The organism is Mycobacterium hainanense (assembly GCF_041890355.1).
Taxonomy (GTDB): Bacteria; Actinomycetota; Actinomycetes; order Mycobacteriales; family Mycobacteriaceae; genus Mycobacterium; species Mycobacterium hainanense.
This window is the reverse complement of record NZ_CP169059.1, coordinates 4,042,704-4,059,763: the sequence shown is the minus strand read 5'-3', so window position 1 is coordinate 4,059,763 and position 17,060 is coordinate 4,042,704. Positions and strand designations below refer to the sequence as shown.

Below are 17,060 nucleotides of genomic sequence, written 5' to 3'. Positions count from 1 at the left end.
CCCGCGGCGGCGGGGCCAGTAGGCCCGCCGGTCCGTCCGTCATGCCCGCCCGATCGGCGCATCGAGGCCGATCCGGCGGCTAGCACGGTGCCCCAGCCCCACCCTTCGGACCCGGCCGTCCGCCGGCCGCCGTTCGGGCCGCCGCCGCCCGCACCCGTCCCGGGGGCACGGGTTCCCTCCGTGCGGCGTCCCTCGCGACTGCCGGGCGGGACGGCGTTGGACGGGCTCGACCAGCAGGAGCGCGACGACTCCTCCCGGTTTAGCTGGCGAGAAGTGGTCCATCGCCTGACGGGCGTCGATCTGGGCCCCGGCAAAGACGCACGGTATAAAGAGGACCTGCGTAACCGCATCCGCGCGGAGCTGCGCGCAGCATTTCCTATCGCCGTTCTCAACCTCAAGGGTGGAGTCGGCAAGACGGCGGTCGTGGAGGCGCTTGGTTCGACGTTCGCCGACGTGCGCCACGACCGGATCGTCGCCGTCGACATGGACGCCGGCGACCTGACCGAGCGCCACGGCAAACCCAACGCGCTGGGAATGGCCGAGCTGCTCGCCGACGACACGATCACGAGTTACGCAGACGTCCGGGCGCACACCTACATGAACAACTTCGGCCTGGAAGTGCTCGGATTGCCCAGTTATGCGGACACCGACTGGCGGCTCGAGCGCCACGACGCCGTCAAGGCGTTTTCGATCCTGCGCAACCACTACTCGGTGGTGTTGGTGGACTGCGCGAAGGCGCTCAATTCGGGTGTAATGGACGCGGTCCTGCGTGAGGCGCTGGCGCTGGTCGTGGTGACCAGCACGTCCATGGATGCGATTCGGAAGACCGCCACCACCCTGGATTGGTTGGCCAACAACGCCTATCAATGGCTGGTGCAGTCGACGATATTGGCGATCAACCACGTCGAGCCGGCCAAGGTGGAACTGCTGGCCGCCAAGGAACTCGAGCGATTGTCCGCTCGCGTCGGCGCAACGGTGGTGCTGCCGTTCGATCGGCACATACATAGCGGAAATCAGATCGAGCTGGATCGACTGAGCAGGGAAAGCCGGCGAAGTTACCTCGAGATGGCGGCCGTGCTGGCCGACATGTTTCCCGGCAGGGGCGGGGAGCCCAACCGGTTCCGGGTGCCGCGCTCGCCGCACTGACCCGCTTCGCCCGGCGTCGCCGCGCTCGCCGCACTGACCCGCTTCGCCCGGCGTCGCCGCGCTCGCGGTCACCACTACGATCGACGGCATGAGTGTTGCTGCCAGCGTCGATCTCATGGACTACGACGAGGTCATCGCGCGCTTCGACCCGGTGCTCGGCCTCGAGGTACACGTCGAGCTGTCCACCGTCACCAAGATGTTCTGCGGCTGCTCCACCGCGTTCGGCGCCGAACCCAACACCCAGGTATGTCCCGTATGCCTCGGGCTGCCCGGCTCGCTGCCGGTGCTCAACCGCTCGGCGGTGGAATCGGCGATCCGTATCGGGCTGGCGCTCAATTGCGAGATCGTGTCCTGGTGCCGCTTCGCCCGGAAGAACTACTTCTACCCGGATATGCCCAAGAACTACCAGATTTCCCAATACGACGAGCCGATCGCCATCAACGGCTACCTGGAGGCGCCGCTGGACGACGGCACCACCTGGCGGGTCGAGATCGAGCGCGCACACATGGAGGAGGACACCGGCAAGCTGACCCACCTGGGCAGCGAGACCGGCCGCATCCACGGCGCGACGACCTCGCTGCTCGACTACAACCGGGCGGGTGTGCCGCTCATCGAGATAGTCACGAAGCCCATCGTGGGCGCCGGTGACCGGGCCCCCCAGATCGCCCGTGCCTACGTCACGGCATTGCGAGACCTGTTGCGCGCCTTGGGCGTATCCGATGTCAGGATGGACCAAGGATCGATGCGTTGCGATTCCAACGTCTCGCTGATGCCCAAGGGCGCCGCCGAGTTCGGCACCCGCACCGAGACCAAGAACGTCAACTCGCTGAAAAGCGTTGAGGTGGCGGTGCGTTACGAGATGCAGCGGCAGGCCGCCGTCCTCGCATCCGGCGGTCAGATCATCCAGGAGACCAGACACTTTCACGAAGCCGGGTACACCAGCCCCGGCCGTGCCAAGGAGACCGCCCAGGACTACCGGTATTTCCCCGAGCCCGACCTGGAACCCGTCGCGCCCAGCCGCGAGTGGGTCGAGCAGCTCCGGGAGACGATCCCCGAACTACCGTGGCTGAGCCGCAAGAGGATTCAGCAGGAATGGGGTGTCTCCGACGAGGTGATGCGCGATCTGGTCAACGCCGGCGCCGTCGACTTGGTCATCGAGACCGTCAAGCACGGCGCCACCAGCGAGCAAGCGCGCGCCTGGTGGGGCAACTTCCTGGTGCAAAAGGCCAACGAGGCGAACATCGGCCTGGACGAGCTGGCGATCACCCCAGCTCAGGTCGCCGGGGTGATCGCGCTCGTGGACGAGGGCAAGCTGTCCAACAAGCTGGCCCGCCAGGTCGTGGAGGGGGTGCTGGCCGGCGAGGGCGAGCCCGACCAGGTGATGGCGGCCCGTGGCCTCGAGCTGGTGCGCGACGACTCGGTGACCCAGGCCGCGGTCGACGAGGCGCTGGCCGCCAATCCCGATGTGGCGGAGAAGATCCGCGGCGGCAAGGTGGCCGCGGCGGGCGCGATCGTCGGCGCGGTGATGAAGGCCACCCGCGGACAGGCCGATGCGGCTCGGGTTCGCGAGCTGGTGCTGGCGGCCTGCGGCCAGGGCTAGGCACCGACCGGATCGCGAGTGAATTGAGCGATGCGACACGCCGTTTCGTCGCCGCAGGAGTCAGGCTCGGCGGGCTCCGCTAGGTCTTGTCGTCGTTGTTGCGCGGGAAACCGCCGCCCTGCGGGAACAGCGGGAACACCACGTCGTCGAGCTTCTCGGCGTCCCCGGCGGTTTTGTTGACGGTTGCGCCCCAGACGTTTCCGTCCGGTGACATCCGCAGCGCCCACGCGTGGGCGTGGGTGTCCTTGCGGACCACGTCGGGTTCACCGGTGACCGCACCCGTCGCCGGGGCCAGCCGCACGGCCACCGTCAGTTTGGTGTTGATCAGGTTGACCAGCACGGTCCCGTCCATCGCCGCGCAGCCGGCCACACCCGGCTTGTCGGGCCAGGTCCACACCGTGGAGACCTCGGACGTCTTGGTGATGCGCTGCAACCGATCCGCCGTCGGCGTGCGGTCGGCGACGTAGAGCGAGCCGTCCACGGGGTCGATGCACAGGCCGCCGCCCGCGCCGACGCCCGACAGCGCCGTCGTCGGCGGGGCCTGCCCGATGGTGGTCGGCTGCTCGATGCGAAGCACCTTGCCGGCCAACGATTTGGGATCCGCGGCCGCCGCGGGGTTACCCGCATCGCCGGTCATCACGACCAACGTCGTGGGGCTGGTGAAGATCAGCGCGCCGGTGTTCCCGGTCGCGCCTTTGGGGATCCCGGTGAGGATGTCTTTGGGGATGTCGCCGTCGGCCACCCGGATCACCCGGTTATCGGTAGGCGTGCTGACGTAGGCGTACATGAGCCGGTCTTGGGTGTAGGTCGGCGACAGCACGATGTCCATCAAGCCGCCGTCGCCGGATGGGTCGACGGGGATGACCATCTTCACCTTCGGCTCGGCGCTCACCGAGATCTCCTTGACCGCCCCGGTGGTGCGCTCGGCGACCAGCGCGGTTTTGCTGTCGGGCCCCATGATCAGCCCGCTGGTGCTCTCCAGGCAGCCCTGCATGACGCCCGGCGCCGGGCACGCCTTGGGGAACGGCGTGGGCGGCAGCGGCGGCGGCGGGGGCGGCGTCGAGCTGGGTTGGGGCTTGAGTTCGGGGTTGGTGGTGAACGGCTGCGACTGGGCGTCGTTGAACCGTGCGCACCCGCTCGCGACCAGCACTACCGCGCAAAGCGCGGCGAACCCGCACCGAACCGAGCGCCCTAATCGCATGACCGACAGGCTACGGATAGTGCGGCCACCGCCGCCACACGCATGCATTCATCCGCCTGGCGCGACACGATCGACCGCTTCCCGCGAACGGTCCACGGGCCCGGTCGGCCCCCATTCGCGGGCGTACGGGGCCCTGCGGCCGCCCGCGAAAGGCATTTTCGGGCCGATCTGGGCGCGTTCGGCGGGCAAACTGCCGATTGCCCGGCGAAAGCGCCGCTCAAATCCCCAATTCGGCGGCAAATGCCCTTACCCTGACACGCGTGACCAGTCAACCGAATGACGGACATTGGCAGCGGCCCGGCGAATCCCCGGAGCCAACTCCAGGTCGCCCCACGACGGCGCGTGTGGTTGACCCCGAAGACGATCTGACGCCCGTCGGTTACCCCGGCGACTTCAACCCCTCCACCGGGACCACCACCGTCATCCCCTACATGGGCGACCACGCCGGCGTGGGCGGGCCCAGTGCCGCCGGTTACAACGTGCTCGACCAGCAGGAGCCGTTGCCCTACGTCCAGCCGCAGGCATCGCGGCACCCGGCGGCCGAGCCCGCCGAGATCGACGCCGATGAACACCACGGCCGGCTGCACGAGGTCGGCCGGCGCGGAACCCAGCACCTCGGTTTGCTGATCTTGCGGGTTGGCCTCGGGGTCGTGCTGGCCGCCCACGGGTTGCAGAAGCTGACCGGCTGGTGGGGCGGCTCCGGCGTGGGCGGGTTCAAGAACTCCCTCTCCGACGTCGGCTACCAGCACGCCGACATCCTGGCCTACGTCAGCGCCGGCGGCGAACTCGTCGCGGGCGTTCTGCTGGTCCTCGGCCTGTTCACCCCGGTGGCCGCGGCCGGCGCGCTGGCCTTTCTGATCAACGGCATGCTGGCCACCATCACCGCGCGGCCGCATCCGCACAGCTTCACGTACTTCCTGCCCGACGGGCACGAATACCAGATCAGCCTGATCGTGATGGCCGTCGCGGTGATCCTGTGTGGGCCCGGCCGCTACGGCCTCGACGCGCGACGGGGCTGGGCGCATCGGCCCTTCATCGGGTCGTTCGTCGCGCTGCTGGTCGGCATCGCCGCCGGCATCGCGGTCTGGGTGCTGCTCAACGGGGTCAACCCGATCGCCTGACACTCACTGATACGGGTTGGGCACCCGTCCCGAGCTGGCATCGGTCAGCTGCGGCAGCGTCGCGAACGTCACCGCGGGCAGGCGCACCTCCGCGCCGCTCTTGAGCTGCGCGCGTGCCCAAGAACCCCGGTGGAAGCGCAGCCCCTCGATGTCATCCCAGTCCACCGTCTGGCTGCCGAGCAGCGTGCGGACCGTCACGCCGCGATCGTCGGCGACGGTCCGCAACCGGACGATCAGCGCCGACAGCAGCACGGGGATGACGAGCAGCGGCGCCGAGGCCGGCCAGAGCATCACCGGGATCAGCAGCCCCAGGGTGAAGAACCCGACGGCCAGGTGTGCGATCGGAGACACCTTGATCACGACGGGTGTATGGGAAGACGAACCGGTAGCCACCCGGCCATCATTTCACCCGTTCGCGGGAGGCCGGTCCTGGCGCGGGTTGAGGGCAGCGGATTTGACTGCTGAGCTGTGCGAAGGCTACCGTCGGACGTTATGGATACCGCCGGACAGCCCGGGATGCTCGTAGTAATTGGTCGGCGCGTTGGTGCCTGACTAGCCTCTTCGGCATTTGAAGCTATCCAGACCAACGCGCAACCCTCGTGCAGCAGAAGAGCTGTCGGGGGTTTTTTGTTGCCCCCAGCGAAGACTCTCAGAGTGAATAAGGACGAAAGACAGTGAGCGCACCCACCAGGCAGCACGCCACCCAGCCGGAGCGGGCCGCCGACATCGCCACGGACTCGGCGCAGACCCCGGCCGCCGCCCCCGCAAGCAAGCCGAAACGGGTTGGGCCCGAGAAACTTACCGGCGCACAATCGGTGATCCGGTCGCTGGAGGAGCTCGGCGTCGAGGTCATCTTCGGGATCCCCGGTGGCGCCGTGCTGCCGGTGTACGACCCGCTGTTCGACTCGAAAAAGCTTCGCCACGTGCTGGTTCGGCACGAGCAGGGCGCCGGTCACGCCGCGAGCGGCTACGCCCACGCCACCGGCAAGGTCGGGGTGTGCATGGCGACCTCGGGCCCCGGGGCCACCAACCTGGTCACGCCGCTGGCCGACGCCCAGATGGACTCCGTGCCCGTCGTCGCGATCACGGGCCAGGTCGGTCGCACGCTGATCGGCACCGACGCCTTCCAGGAAGCCGACATCTCGGGCATCACGATGCCGATCACCAAGCACAACTTCCTGGTCCGCACGGGCGACGAGATCCCGCAGGTGATCGCCGAGGCCTTCCACATCGCGGCCTCGGGCCGCCCGGGCGCGGTGCTGGTCGACATCCCCAAGGACGTGCTGCAGGGTGAGTGCACGTTCAGCTGGCCGCCGCGCATGGACCTGCCCGGTTACAAGCCCAACACCAAGCCGCACAACCGGCAGATTCGCGAGGCCGCCAAGCTGATCGCCGCCGCCCGCAAACCGGTGCTCTACGTCGGTGGTGGTGTGATCCGCGGAGAAGCGACCGAGCAGTTGCGCGAGCTGGCCGAGTTGACCGGCATCCCGGTGGTCACCACCCTGATGGCGCGGGGGGCGTTCCCCGACAGCCATCGACAGCACATGGGCATGCCCGGCATGCACGGCTCGGTCGCCGCGGTGGCGGCGCTGCAGCGCAGTGATCTGCTGATCGCCCTGGGCACGCGCTTCGACGACCGGGTGACCGGCAAACTCGACACGTTCGCGCCGGAGGCGAAAGTCATCCACGCCGACATCGACCCCGCCGAGATCGGCAAGAACCGCCATGCGGACGTGCCGATCGTCGGCGACGTCAAAGCGGTCATCACCGACCTGATCGCGATGCTGCGTCACTACGACATCCCCGGCAACGTCGACATGACGGAGTGGTGGGCCTATCTGGACAGCGTTCAGTCCACCTACCCGCTGAGCTACGACCCGCAGAGCGACGGCAGCCTCGGCCCGGAATACGTCATCGAGAAGCTCGGCCAGATCGCCGGCCCCGACGCGGTGTACGTCGCCGGGGTGGGTCAGCACCAGATGTGGGCGGCGCAGTTCATCTCGTACGAGAACCCGCGCACCTGGATCAACTCCGGCGGCCTGGGCACCATGGGGTTCGCCATACCGGCGGCCATGGGCGCCAAGATGGCTCGCCCGGAGGCCGAGGTGTGGGCCATCGACGGCGACGGCTGCTTCCAGATGACCAATCAGGAGCTGGCCACGTGCGCGATCGAGGGCGTGCCGATCAAGGTGGCGCTGATCAACAACGGCAACCTGGGCATGGTGCGTCAGTGGCAGACGCTGTTCTACCAGGAGCGGTATTCGCAGACGGACCTGGCCACGCACTCACACCGGATCCCCGACTTCGTGAAGCTGGCGGAGGCGCTGGGTTGTGTCGGATTGCGTTGTGAGCGTGAGGAAGACGTCGAGGACGTGATCAACCAGGCGCGCGCGATCACCGACCGTCCCGTGGTGATCGACTTCATCGTCGGCGCGGACGCGCAGGTGTGGCCGATGGTCGCGGCGGGCACCAGCAACGACGAGATCCAGGCCGCCCGCGGCATTCGCCCGCTCTTCGACGACGAGAGCGAAGGGCACGCCTGATGCACACGCACACGCTGTCGGTGTTGGTGGAGGACAAGCCCGGTGTGCTCGCCCGCGTGGCGGCGCTGTTCTCCCGGCGCGGTTTCAACATCGAGTCGCTGGCCGTCGGTGCCACCGAGCAAAAGGACATGTCGCGCATGACCATTGTGGTCAGCGCGGAGGAGACCCCGCTCGAGCAGATCACCAAACAGCTCAACAAGCTGATCAACGTCATCAAGATCGTCGAGCTCGACGACGGAGCCGCGGTGTCACGGGAATTGGCGCTGATCAAGGTGCGCGCCGACGCGGGCAGCCGCAGTCAGGTGATCGAGGCGGTGAACCTGTTCCGCGCCAAGGTGATTGACGTGTCGCCGGAGGCGCTGACGATCGAAGCGACCGGTGACCGCGGCAAGATCGAGGCGCTGCTGCGGGTGCTGGAACCGTTCGGCATCCGCGAGATAGTCCAATCGGGAGTGGTGTCGTTGTCCCGCGGTCCGCGCGGCATCGCCACGGCCAAGTAACACACAAGGAGATATTGAAACAGTGGCACTAGAAATGTTCTACGACGACGACGCAGACCTGTCGATCATCCAGGGCCGCAAGGTCGGCGTCATCGGGTACGGCAGTCAGGGGCACGCGCACTCGCTGAGCCTGCGCGATTCCGGTGTGCAGGTGCGCGTCGGGCTCAAGGAGGGTTCGAAGTCGCGGCCCAAGGTCGAGGAGCAGGGCCTGGAGGTCGACACCCCCGCCGAGGTGGCCAAGTGGGCCGACGTCGTCATGCTGTTGGCGCCCGACACCGCGCAGGCCGACATCTTCAAGAACGAGATCGAGCCGAACCTGTCCGAGGGCGACGCCCTGTTTTTCGGTCACGGCCTCAACATTCACTTCGGGCTGATCAAGCCGCCCGCCGATGTAACCATCGCGATGGTCGCGCCGAAAGGCCCCGGCCACCTGGTGCGCCGCCAGTTCGTCGACGGCAAGGGCGTGCCGTGCCTGATCGCGGTCGACCAGGACCCGACCGGCAAGGGTGAGGCGCTGGCGCTGTCCTACGCCAAGGCCATCGGGGGCACCCGCGCCGGCGTCATCAAGACCACGTTCAAGGACGAGACCGAGACCGACCTGTTCGGCGAGCAGGCCGTGTTGTGCGGCGGCACAGAGGAATTGGTGAAGACTGGTTTCGACGTGATGGTGGAGGCGGGCTACCCGCCGGAGATGGCCTACTTCGAGGTGCTGCACGAGCTCAAGCTGATCGTCGACCTGATGTATGAGGGTGGCATCGCCCGGATGAACTACTCGGTGTCCGACACCGCCGAGTTCGGCGGATACCTGTCGGGTCCGCGGGTCATCGACGCCGGCACCAAGGAGCGGATGCGCGAGATCCTGCGCGACATCCAGGACGGCACCTTCACCAAGAAGCTGGTGGCCAACGTCGAGGGCGGCAACAAGCAACTCGAGCAGCTGCGCAAGGAGAACGCCGAGCATCCCATCGAGGTGACCGGCAAGAAGTTGCGCGACCTGATGAGCTGGGTCGACCGGCCGATCACCGAGACGGCGTGACCGCGAGCGTCACGCCAGAGTGGCGTTCGGCCACCGCGGTCACTCTGGCGTGACGCTGGGCGACGCCAGCCGGCCGGCCGTCAAGACCACGCGGCGGGCCAGGTGGTCCAGCGCGTTACCCGTCGCCTCATCGCACTCGTGGATGTTGTCGTGGGTGGAGACCAGGCTCACCCCATACGGATTGCCGTCGACGAACTTCAGCGGGTCGGTGTAGCCGGGCGGCACAATGATGCCGCCGAAATGCATCAGGGTGATGTAGAGCGACAGCAGCGTGGTTTCCTGACCGCCGTGAACGGTGTTGGACGACGTGAACGCCGCGTACACCTTGTCCGCCAGCTTGCCCTCGGCCCACAGCCCGCCCAGCGAGTCGAGGAAGTTGCGCAATTGCGCAGCGGGAGAGCCGAAGCGGGTCGGCGAACCGAAGATCACCGCGTCGGCCCAGACGATGTCCTCACCGGTCGCCGCCGGAAGGTCTTTGGTCGCTTCGTAATTCGCGGTCCAAGCCGGGTTCTGGGCGAACGATTCCGGGTCGCGGGTCTCGGCGACGTGCCTCAGTCGGACGTCCGCGCCGGCGGACTCGGCCGCGGCGGCCACGCGTTGCGCCATCGCGGTGCCATGCCCGGTGGCCGAATAGTAGATGATCGCGAGTTTGGTCACGAGCGCATCGTAGGACCACACCGACCCGCGTCCCAAGCGCGTCGGTGCAGGTGACGGCAGTGGTGAGCCCGTCGATGCCCGTCAAACGCAGCCGTTAGGCTGGCCGGGTGAATCTGCCTGTTGTATTGATCGCCGACAAACTCGCCCAATCGACTGTCGCCGCCCTGGGAGACCAGGTCGAGGTGCGCTGGGTCGACGGGCCGGACCGGGAGAAGCTGCTGGCCGCGGTGCCGGAGGCCGACGCGCTGCTGGTGCGTTCGGCCACCACCGTCGACGCCGAGGTGCTGGGGGCGGCCCCCAAGCTGAAGATCGTCGCCCGCGCAGGTGTCGGGCTGGACAACGTCGACGTGGACGCCGCCACCGAGCGCGGCGTGCTGGTGGTCAACGCGCCCACCTCGAACATCCACAGCGCCGCCGAGCACGCGCTGGCGCTGCTGCTGGCCGCGGCCCGGCAGATCCCGGCCGCCGACGCCTCGCTGCGCGAGCACACGTGGAAGCGGTCGTCGTTCAACGGCACCGAGATTTTCGGCAAGACGGTCGGCGTGGTGGGGCTGGGCCGGATCGGGCAGTTGGTCGCCCAGCGGTTGACAGCATTTGGCACCCACCTGGTCGCCTACGACCCCTACGTCTCGCCGGCCCGGGCCGCGCAGCTCGGCATCGAACTGTTGCCCCTCGACGAGCTGTTAAGCCGCGCCGACTTCATCTCGGTCCACCTGCCGAAGACTCCCGAGACGGCGGGCCTGATCGGCAAGGAAGCGCTGGCCAAGACCAAGCCGGGCGTCATCATCGTCAACGCCGCCCGCGGCGGGCTGGTGGATGAGGCCGCGCTGGCCGATGCGGTGAGCAGCGGCCACGTCCGGGCGGCCGGTCTCGACGTCTTCGCCAAAGAGCCGTGCACCGACAGCCCGCTGTTCGAGCTGCCGCAGGTGGTGGTCACCCCGCACCTGGGCGCGTCCACCTCCGAGGCCCAGGACCGGGCGGGCACCGACGTCGCCGAAAGCGTGAAGCTCGCGCTGGCCGGCGAATTCGTTCCCGACGCCGTCAACGTCGGCGGCGGCGTGGTCAACGAAGAGGTGGCGCCGTGGCTGGACCTGGTGCGCAAGCTCGGCGTGCTGGCCGCCTCGCTGTCCGCCGGCCCGCCGGTTTCGGTGTCGGTGCAGGTGCGCGGCGAGCTGGCCGCCGAAGACGTTGAGGTGCTCAAGCTTTCGGCTCTGCGGGGGCTGTTCTCGGCGGTGGTCGAGGGTCCCGTCACGTTCGTCAACGCACCGGCGCTGGCCGAAGAGCGCGGTGTCACCGCCGAGCTCACCAAGGCCTCGGAAAGTCCCAACCATCGCAGCGTTGTCGACGTGCGCGCGGTCGCGGCCGACGGCAGCGCCGTCAACGTCGCCGGCACGCTGTCCGGGCCGCAGTTGGTGGAAAAGATCGTCCAGATCAACGGCCGCAACTTCGATCTGCGCGCCCGCGGGACCAACCTGGTGATCAACTACGTCGACCAGCCCGGGGCGCTGGGCAAAATCGGCACCCTGCTCGGCTCGGCGGGCGTGAACATCCAAGCCGCGCAACTGTCCGAGGACGCCGAGGGGCCGGGCGCGACGATCCTGCTGCGGCTGGACCAGGACGTGCCGGGCGAGGTGCGATCGGAGATCGGTGCGGCGGTGGGCGCCAACAAGCTTGAGGTGGTTGACCTTTCATGAAGTTGGCGGTTATCGGCGGCGACGGCATCGGGCCGGAAGTGACGGCCGAGGCCGTCAAAGTGCTCGACGCGGTGCTGCCCGGTGTCCAGAAGACCGATTACGACCTGGGCGCCCGGCGTTTTCACGCCAGCGGTGAGCTCTTGCCGGAATCGGTGCTCGGCGAACTGCGCCAGCACGACGCCATCCTGCTCGGCGCGATCGGCGATCCGTCGGTGCCCAGCGGCGTGCTGGAACGGGGGCTGTTGCTGCGCCTGCGTTTTGAGCTCGATCATCACGTCAACCTGCGACCGGGCCGGCTGTATCCCGGTGTGGAAAGCCCGCTCGCCGGAAACCCCGACATCGATTTCGTGGTGGTGCGCGAGGGCACCGAAGGCCCCTACACCGGTACCGGCGGCGCCATCCGCACCGGCACGCCCAACGAGGTTGCCACCGAGGTGAGCCTGAACACCGCCTTCGGCGTGCGCCGTGTGGTGGCCGACGCATTCGAGCGCGCCCAGCGCCGCCGCAAGCACTTGACGCTGGTGCACAAGACCAACGTGCTCACGTTCGCGGGCAAGCTGTGGGCGCGCATTGTGGCCGAGGTCGGGGAGCAGTACCCCGGCGTCGAGGTCGCCTACCAACACGTCGACGCCGCCACCATCTTCATGGTCACCGACCCCGGGCGCTTCGACGTGATCGTCACCGACAACCTCTTCGGCGACATCATCACCGACTTGGCGGCGGCGGTGTGCGGCGGAATTGGCTTGGCCGCCAGCGGGAATATCGACGCCACGCGCACCAACCCGTCGATGTTCGAGCCGGTGCACGGCAGCGCCCCCGACATCGCGGGCCAGGGCGTTGCAGACCCGACCGCGGCGATCATGTCGGTGGCGTTGCTGCTCGCCCATATCGGCGAGGACGATGCCGCTAGCCGGGTGGATCGGGCCGTCGAGTCGTATTTGGCAACGCGTGGGAACGAACGGCTCGCCACCACCGAAGTCGGCGAACGGATTGCCGCCGGGCTGTAGTTTCCAGGCCGGGCGGTAGCAGCCGCGCTGGCACCAAGGGCACGGCGAGCACCGGGAACATTCCGCACAATATCCACGCGTTCGGGTATTTCGCGGCGGTGATCAACGCGCCGAAGAGCGGTGGCGCCGCGGCCGCCATCACCCGCTGGGTGGTGTTCTGGATGCCCAGGGCGCGCCCGCTCCAGAAGGGACCGGCGAATTCGGTGATGGCCGTGGCCTCCAAACCGTTGTCGAGCACCGCGATCACCGAGATGGCGACCATCAGGGGCGCCTGATAGCTCGAATTGAGGAAATCGGCCCAGGCCAACAGGAACAGCGTGATGGCGGCCGCACCCGCAATGAGGCGGACCGGACGCATTCGCGAACCGATCCGGTCGGACCAGCGGCCCACCAGAACGCGGCCGACGGCGCCCAGCAGCTGCGAAAGGGTGACCAAACTGCCGGCGGCCGCGACCGACCAATGCAGATTCTTGATCAGCCACACCAACATGAACGTGACGGTCACCGTCTGCGGCACCATCATCAGGCCCGCAACCGTGTGAATTCGCCACAGCGTCAACGATCCTCGGTACGGGCTGGCCAGTTCGGTGTCGGTGGCTTTCTCCCGGGGCTTGCGCGGCGGGTCGATGATGCCGACCGCGCTGGCCGCCGCGCCCAGGGCGCACGCCAACGCCGTGAACCTGAGCCCCGTGCTCGGCCCGTGTTCGGCCAGCTCGGGAATGACCAGCGCGCCCAGGGCGATTCCGAGGGGCTGCGCGGTTTGCCGGAAGCCCATCGCCAGGCCGCGTTGGTGCGGCGGGAACCACGCCGACACCAGCCGCCCGCCGGCGGTGTTGCAGCTCGCGGCGGCCATGCCGCCGAGGAACAGATAGACGGCCATGAGCACCATCGAATGCGCCGAGGCAGCGGCGTAAGCCGCCACGGCGGTGAGCGCCGAACCCGCGGTCATCACCAGACGCTCGCCCACCCGGTCCAGCACGTAACCCCACAGCACCAGCGTGACGACCATGCCCCAGCTGGGCATCGAGGACAGCAGACCGGCTTCGTCGAGCGGGATTCCCCGCACCGTTTGCAGCGAGGGAATCAGGAACGCGACGCCATTGATGAACAGGAAGGAACTCGCGGTGGCCACCAGCGAAACGACCATGATGGACCAGCGCGCGCCGGCGCCCAGGTCCCGCGTCGCGGCCGTCCCCCTTTGCATTCCCCATGCTTGCACACGCGGGGAAAACCGCTGGTAATACTCGTCTGCCTGCCGCCGGTGCGATGAGGCAACCACTCATCAGTAGGCTCAACGAAATGCGCCTTGGTCGAATCGCCAGCCCGGACGGTGTCGCCTTCGTCAGCATCGAGGGTGACCTCGCCGATCCCGCCGCGATGATCGCCCGCGAGATCGCCGAGCATCCGTTTGGCACGCCGAACTTCACCGGCCGCTCGTGGCCGCTGCCCGACGTGCGGCTGCTGGCCCCGATACTGGCCAGCAAGGTGGTCTGCATCGGCAAGAACTACACCGATCACATCGCGGAGATGACCGAGCTCACCGGTCCGGCCGCGCCGGATCCGATCATCTTCCTCAAACCCAATACGGCGATCGTCGGCCCTAACGTGCCGATTCGATTGCCGGCCAACGCATCACCGGTGCATTTCGAGGGGGAGTTGGCCGCCGTCATCGGCCGGCCGTGCAAGGACGTCACCGCCGCCGAGGCCGCCGACAGCATCTTGGGTTACACCGTCGGCAACGACGTGTCGGCCCGCGATCAGCAGAAGGCCGACGGCCAATGGACGCGGGCGAAGGGGCACGACACCTTCTGCCCGGTCGGACCGTGGATCGTCACCGATGTCGACCCGGCGGACCTCGAAATCCGGACCGAGGTCAACGGCGAGGTGAAGCAGCACAGCCGGACCTCGCTGATGATCCACGACGTCGGCGCCATCGTCGAATGGATCTCGGCCGTCATGACCCTGCTGCCCGGCGACCTGATCCTCACCGGAACGCCGGCCGGGGTCGGTCCGATCGAGGACGGTGACACGGTCGCGATCACCATCGAGGGCATCGGCACCCTGTCCAATCCCGTGGTCCGTAAGGGCAAGTCGTGACGGCCGAAGCGAAAGTCCGGGTCCGGTTCTGTCCGTCGCCCACCGGCACCCCGCACGTCGGAATGGTCCGCACCGCGCTGTTCAACTGGGCCTATGCCCGGCACACGGGCGGCACGTTCGTGTTTCGCATCGAGGACACCGACGCCGAACGCGACAGCGAGGAAAGCTATTTGGCGCTGCTCGACGCGCTGCGGTGGCTCGGCCTGGACTGGGACGAGGGGCCGGAGGTCGACGGACCCTACGGTCCGTACCGGCAGTCGCAGCGCAAGGAGATCTACCGCGACGTGGTGGCCAAGCTGCTGGAAGCGGGCGAGGCTTACTACGCGTTCTCGACCCCGGAAGAGGTTGAGGCGCGCCACATCGCGGCCGGCCGCAACCCGAAACTGGGATACGACAACTTCGATCGGCAGTTGACCGACGCCCAGCGGGCCGCGTTCCTCGCCGAGGGGCGCAAGCCGGTGGTGCGGCTGCGGATGCCCGACGAAGACCTTGGTTGGAACGACCTCGTGCGCGGGCCCACCAACTTCGCCGCCGGCAGCGTTCCCGACTTCGCGTTGACCCGCGCCAACGGAGATCCGTTGTACACGTTGGTCAATCCCTGCGACGACGCGCTGATGAAGATTACCCACGTGCTGCGGGGCGAGGATCTGTTGCCGTCCACCCCACGCCAGCTCGCGTTGTATCAGTCGCTGATCCGGATCGGTGTGGCCGACCGGATCCCGGAGTTCGCTCACCTGCCAACGGTATTGGGGGAGGGGACCAAGAAGCTGTCCAAGCGTGACCCGCAGTCGAACCTGTTCGCGCACCGCGACCGGGGCTTCATCCCGGAGGGGCTGCTCAATTACCTGGCGTTGCTGGGCTGGGCCATCGCCGACGACCACGACGTGTTCAGTCTCGACGAGATGGTGGCCGCGTTCGACGTCGTCGACGTCAACTCCAACCCCGCGCGGTTCGACCAGAAGAAGGCCGACGCGCTCAACGCCGAGCACATCCGCATGCTCGAGCCGGCCGACTTCGCGGGCCGGCTGCGCGACTACCTCGACGTGCACGGCCACCGCCTCGGGTTGGACCCGAGTAATTACGAAGCGGCGTTCGCCACCGCCGCCGAGCTGGTGCAGACCCGCATCGTCGTGCTCGCCGACGCGTGGGAGCTGCTGAAGTTCCTCAACGACGACGAGTACGCCATCGATCCCAAGGCCGCCGCCAAGGAACTCGGTCCGGACGCGGCCGCCGTGCTGGACGCCGCGCTGGCCGCGCTGGACGGCGTGACGGACTGGACCACGGCCCAGATCGAGCCCGCGCTCAAGGCCGCACTGATCGAGAGCCTGGGCCTCAAACCGCGCAAGGCCTTCGGCCCGATCAGGGTTGCGGTCACGGGAACGACGGTGAGCCCGCCGTTGTTCGAATCGCTGGAACTGCTGGGCCGGGAGCGCAGCATCCAGCGGCTACGTGCCACGCGCGAAACGATCGGCGGCTAGGCAAGGCCTCGCTTGCGGATAGTGCGGCGAGTCTTTGGTAGTCTGCACTGCGGTTCGCACAAGGCCTACAACGGCTGGCAGCGGCGGTCGCCCGAGCGGCGCGTTATCGCTCAGCACGACCGCTGACCAGCGGTTTTAGGCGGCCAATGGGGTATGGTGTAATTGGCAACACAGCTGATTCTGGTTCAGCCATTCTAGGTTCGAGTCCTGGTACCCCAGCAAAATCTCGCCACCTCAAGCGATTAGGTGGCCTTCTGACGTGTGAGCTATGCTGACACCTCGGATCGTGTCTGGCCCCGTCGTCTAGCGGCCTAGGACGCCGCCCTCTCACGGCGGTAGCGTGGGTTCGAATCCCATCGGGGCTACAAAACTATTGACCGGTTCCCAACACGGCCGGTGCCGTGGACCCACCCACAGGCATGGCCGGCAGGCCGAGTTTGCGGTGATCCCAGGAACGCGCGCGCTGGGCGACGATCCGCACGCAGACGCGCTTGTTCATCATCTGCTCCACGAAGGGCTTCATCTCGTCGGTGTAGGGCCCGGTGTAGCGCTCGAACACGCTGACCCCCACCCGGTGCGAGACGTCGGGATCGTTGACGATCTCCGCGACGCCCTCGAACGACACCCCGCGCAGTGTGTCGTAGGTGTCGCCGTCCTCGATCAGGAAGCTCACCCTCGGATCCCGTTTGAGGTTGACCGCCTTCTGCGACTTGGCCTTCGTTTCCAGCCAGATTTCGCCGTCCACGACGGCGTACCACATTGCGGTCAGGTGCGGCTGGCCGTCGGGCCCGATGGTGGCCAGCGTTCCGGTGCGGCTCTTGACGACGAAGTCGGCGATTTCATCGTCCGACATGACGATGCTCGCGCGCTGATTGGTTCCCATGGCGGTCAGTCTGTCAGGCCACCTGCGGTCGACTGTGCACCGGTGGCGTTCAGCGTGCGCTGACGGCATCGGGCGTGCGTGTGCGGCGGGATTTGGG

Annotated in this window: 15 protein-coding genes and 2 tRNA genes; 12 read left to right on the top strand and 5 right to left on the bottom strand. The window is 67.7% G+C overall.

What is annotated here, in order from left to right; genetic code table 11:
• Positions 1–180: 180 nt before the first annotated feature.
• A complete protein-coding gene (locus ACEL92_RS18885; protein ID WP_374022214.1) occupies positions 181–1,146 on the top strand; it encodes a MinD/ParA family protein in 966 nt (321 codons plus the stop codon).
• An 88-nt stretch (positions 1,147–1,234) separates the two neighbouring features.
• Positions 1,235–2,746: an Asp-tRNA(Asn)/Glu-tRNA(Gln) amidotransferase subunit GatB gene (gene gatB / locus ACEL92_RS18880; protein ID WP_374022213.1), complete on the top strand. Its 1,512-nt coding sequence runs from the start codon at positions 1,235–1,237 to the stop codon at positions 2,744–2,746.
• A gap of 79 nt (positions 2,747–2,825) precedes the next feature.
• Here the strand turns inward: gatB and ACEL92_RS18875 are convergent, their stop codons facing one another.
• The gene (locus ACEL92_RS18875; RefSeq protein ID WP_067758311.1) at positions 2,826–3,947 is read right to left on the bottom strand and encodes a sorbosone dehydrogenase family protein; all 1,122 of its coding nucleotides are present in this window, start codon (positions 3,945–3,947) and stop codon (positions 2,826–2,828) included.
• A 260-nt stretch (positions 3,948–4,207) separates the two neighbouring features.
• Between ACEL92_RS18875 and ACEL92_RS18870 the strand changes: the two genes are divergently transcribed.
• Positions 4,208–5,068, top strand: coding sequence for a DoxX family protein (locus ACEL92_RS18870; protein ID WP_374022212.1), 861 nt, complete (start codon positions 4,208–4,210; stop codon positions 5,066–5,068).
• 3 nt (positions 5,069–5,071) lie between these two features.
• Here ACEL92_RS18870 and ACEL92_RS18865 read toward each other — a convergent pair whose 3' ends face one another.
• Positions 5,072–5,428 (bottom strand): PH domain-containing protein, encoded by a 357-nt coding sequence (locus ACEL92_RS18865; protein ID WP_374022211.1) that lies wholly within the window; start codon positions 5,426–5,428, stop codon positions 5,072–5,074.
• 314 nt (positions 5,429–5,742) lie between these two features.
• On the opposite strand from ACEL92_RS18865, the gene ACEL92_RS18860 reads away from it, so the two are divergent.
• The 3 genes from ACEL92_RS18860 to ilvC are packed head-to-tail and all read left to right on the top strand — an operon-like array spanning position 5,743 to position 9,147.
• Positions 5,743–7,611 (top strand): acetolactate synthase large subunit, encoded by a 1,869-nt coding sequence (locus ACEL92_RS18860; RefSeq protein ID WP_374022210.1) that lies wholly within the window; start codon positions 5,743–5,745, stop codon positions 7,609–7,611.
• On the top strand, positions 7,611–8,111 hold the full coding sequence (gene ilvN / locus ACEL92_RS18855; RefSeq protein ID WP_066952481.1) for an acetolactate synthase small subunit: 501 nt from the start codon (positions 7,611–7,613) through the stop codon (positions 8,109–8,111). Before ACEL92_RS18860 ends, ilvN begins: the two co-directional genes overlap by 1 nt.
• A 34-nt stretch (positions 8,112–8,145) precedes the next feature.
• A complete protein-coding gene (gene ilvC / locus ACEL92_RS18850) occupies positions 8,146–9,147 on the top strand; it encodes a ketol-acid reductoisomerase (RefSeq protein ID WP_374026271.1) in 1,002 nt (333 codons plus the stop codon).
• 39 nt (positions 9,148–9,186) lie between these two features.
• On the opposite strand, the gene wrbA is transcribed toward ilvC, so the two are convergent.
• A complete protein-coding gene (gene wrbA / locus ACEL92_RS18845; RefSeq protein ID WP_374022209.1) occupies positions 9,187–9,804 on the bottom strand; it encodes an NAD(P)H:quinone oxidoreductase in 618 nt (205 codons plus the stop codon).
• 107 nt (positions 9,805–9,911) lie between these two features.
• On the opposite strand from wrbA, the gene serA reads away from it, so the two are divergent.
• Together serA and ACEL92_RS18835 are read left to right on the top strand one after the other, a co-directional pair.
• Positions 9,912–11,498: a phosphoglycerate dehydrogenase gene (gene serA / locus ACEL92_RS18840; protein ID WP_374022208.1), complete on the top strand. Its 1,587-nt coding sequence runs from the start codon at positions 9,912–9,914 to the stop codon at positions 11,496–11,498.
• Positions 11,495–12,505 carry a 3-isopropylmalate dehydrogenase gene (locus ACEL92_RS18835; RefSeq protein ID WP_374022207.1) on the top strand — a complete coding sequence of 337 codons (1,011 nt, stop codon included), beginning with the start codon at positions 11,495–11,497 and terminating at the stop codon, positions 12,503–12,505. The genes serA and ACEL92_RS18835 overlap by 4 nt, the downstream gene beginning before the upstream one ends.
• Here ACEL92_RS18835 and ACEL92_RS18830 read toward each other — a convergent pair.
• Positions 12,405–13,709: an MFS transporter gene (locus tag ACEL92_RS18830; protein ID WP_374022206.1), complete on the bottom strand. Its 1,305-nt coding sequence runs from the start codon at positions 13,707–13,709 to the stop codon at positions 12,405–12,407. The two genes, ACEL92_RS18835 and ACEL92_RS18830, sit on opposite strands and share 101 nt — an antisense overlap.
• Positions 13,710–13,804: 95 nt before the next feature.
• On the opposite strand from ACEL92_RS18830, the gene ACEL92_RS18825 reads away from it, so the two are divergent.
• From ACEL92_RS18825 to ACEL92_RS18810, 4 genes are all read left to right on the top strand, one after another.
• A complete protein-coding gene (locus ACEL92_RS18825; RefSeq protein WP_374022205.1) occupies positions 13,805–14,602 on the top strand; it encodes a fumarylacetoacetate hydrolase family protein in 798 nt (265 codons plus the stop codon).
• Positions 14,599–16,080 carry a glutamate--tRNA ligase gene (gene gltX, locus ACEL92_RS18820; protein WP_374022204.1) on the top strand — a complete coding sequence of 494 codons (1,482 nt, stop codon included), beginning with the start codon at positions 14,599–14,601 and terminating at the stop codon, positions 16,078–16,080. The genes ACEL92_RS18825 and gltX overlap by 4 nt, the downstream gene beginning before the upstream one ends.
• A gap of 147 nt (positions 16,081–16,227) precedes the next feature.
• Positions 16,228–16,299, top strand: a tRNA-Gln gene (locus tag ACEL92_RS18815).
• 73 nt (positions 16,300–16,372) lie between these two features.
• Positions 16,373–16,445 (top strand) — tRNA-Glu (locus tag ACEL92_RS18810).
• A gap of 5 nt (positions 16,446–16,450) precedes the next feature.
• Here ACEL92_RS18810 and ACEL92_RS18805 read toward each other — a convergent pair.
• On the bottom strand, positions 16,451–16,963 hold the full coding sequence (locus tag ACEL92_RS18805) for a pyridoxamine 5'-phosphate oxidase family protein (RefSeq protein ID WP_374022203.1): 513 nt from the start codon (positions 16,961–16,963) through the stop codon (positions 16,451–16,453).
• Positions 16,964–17,060 lie beyond the last annotated feature (97 nt).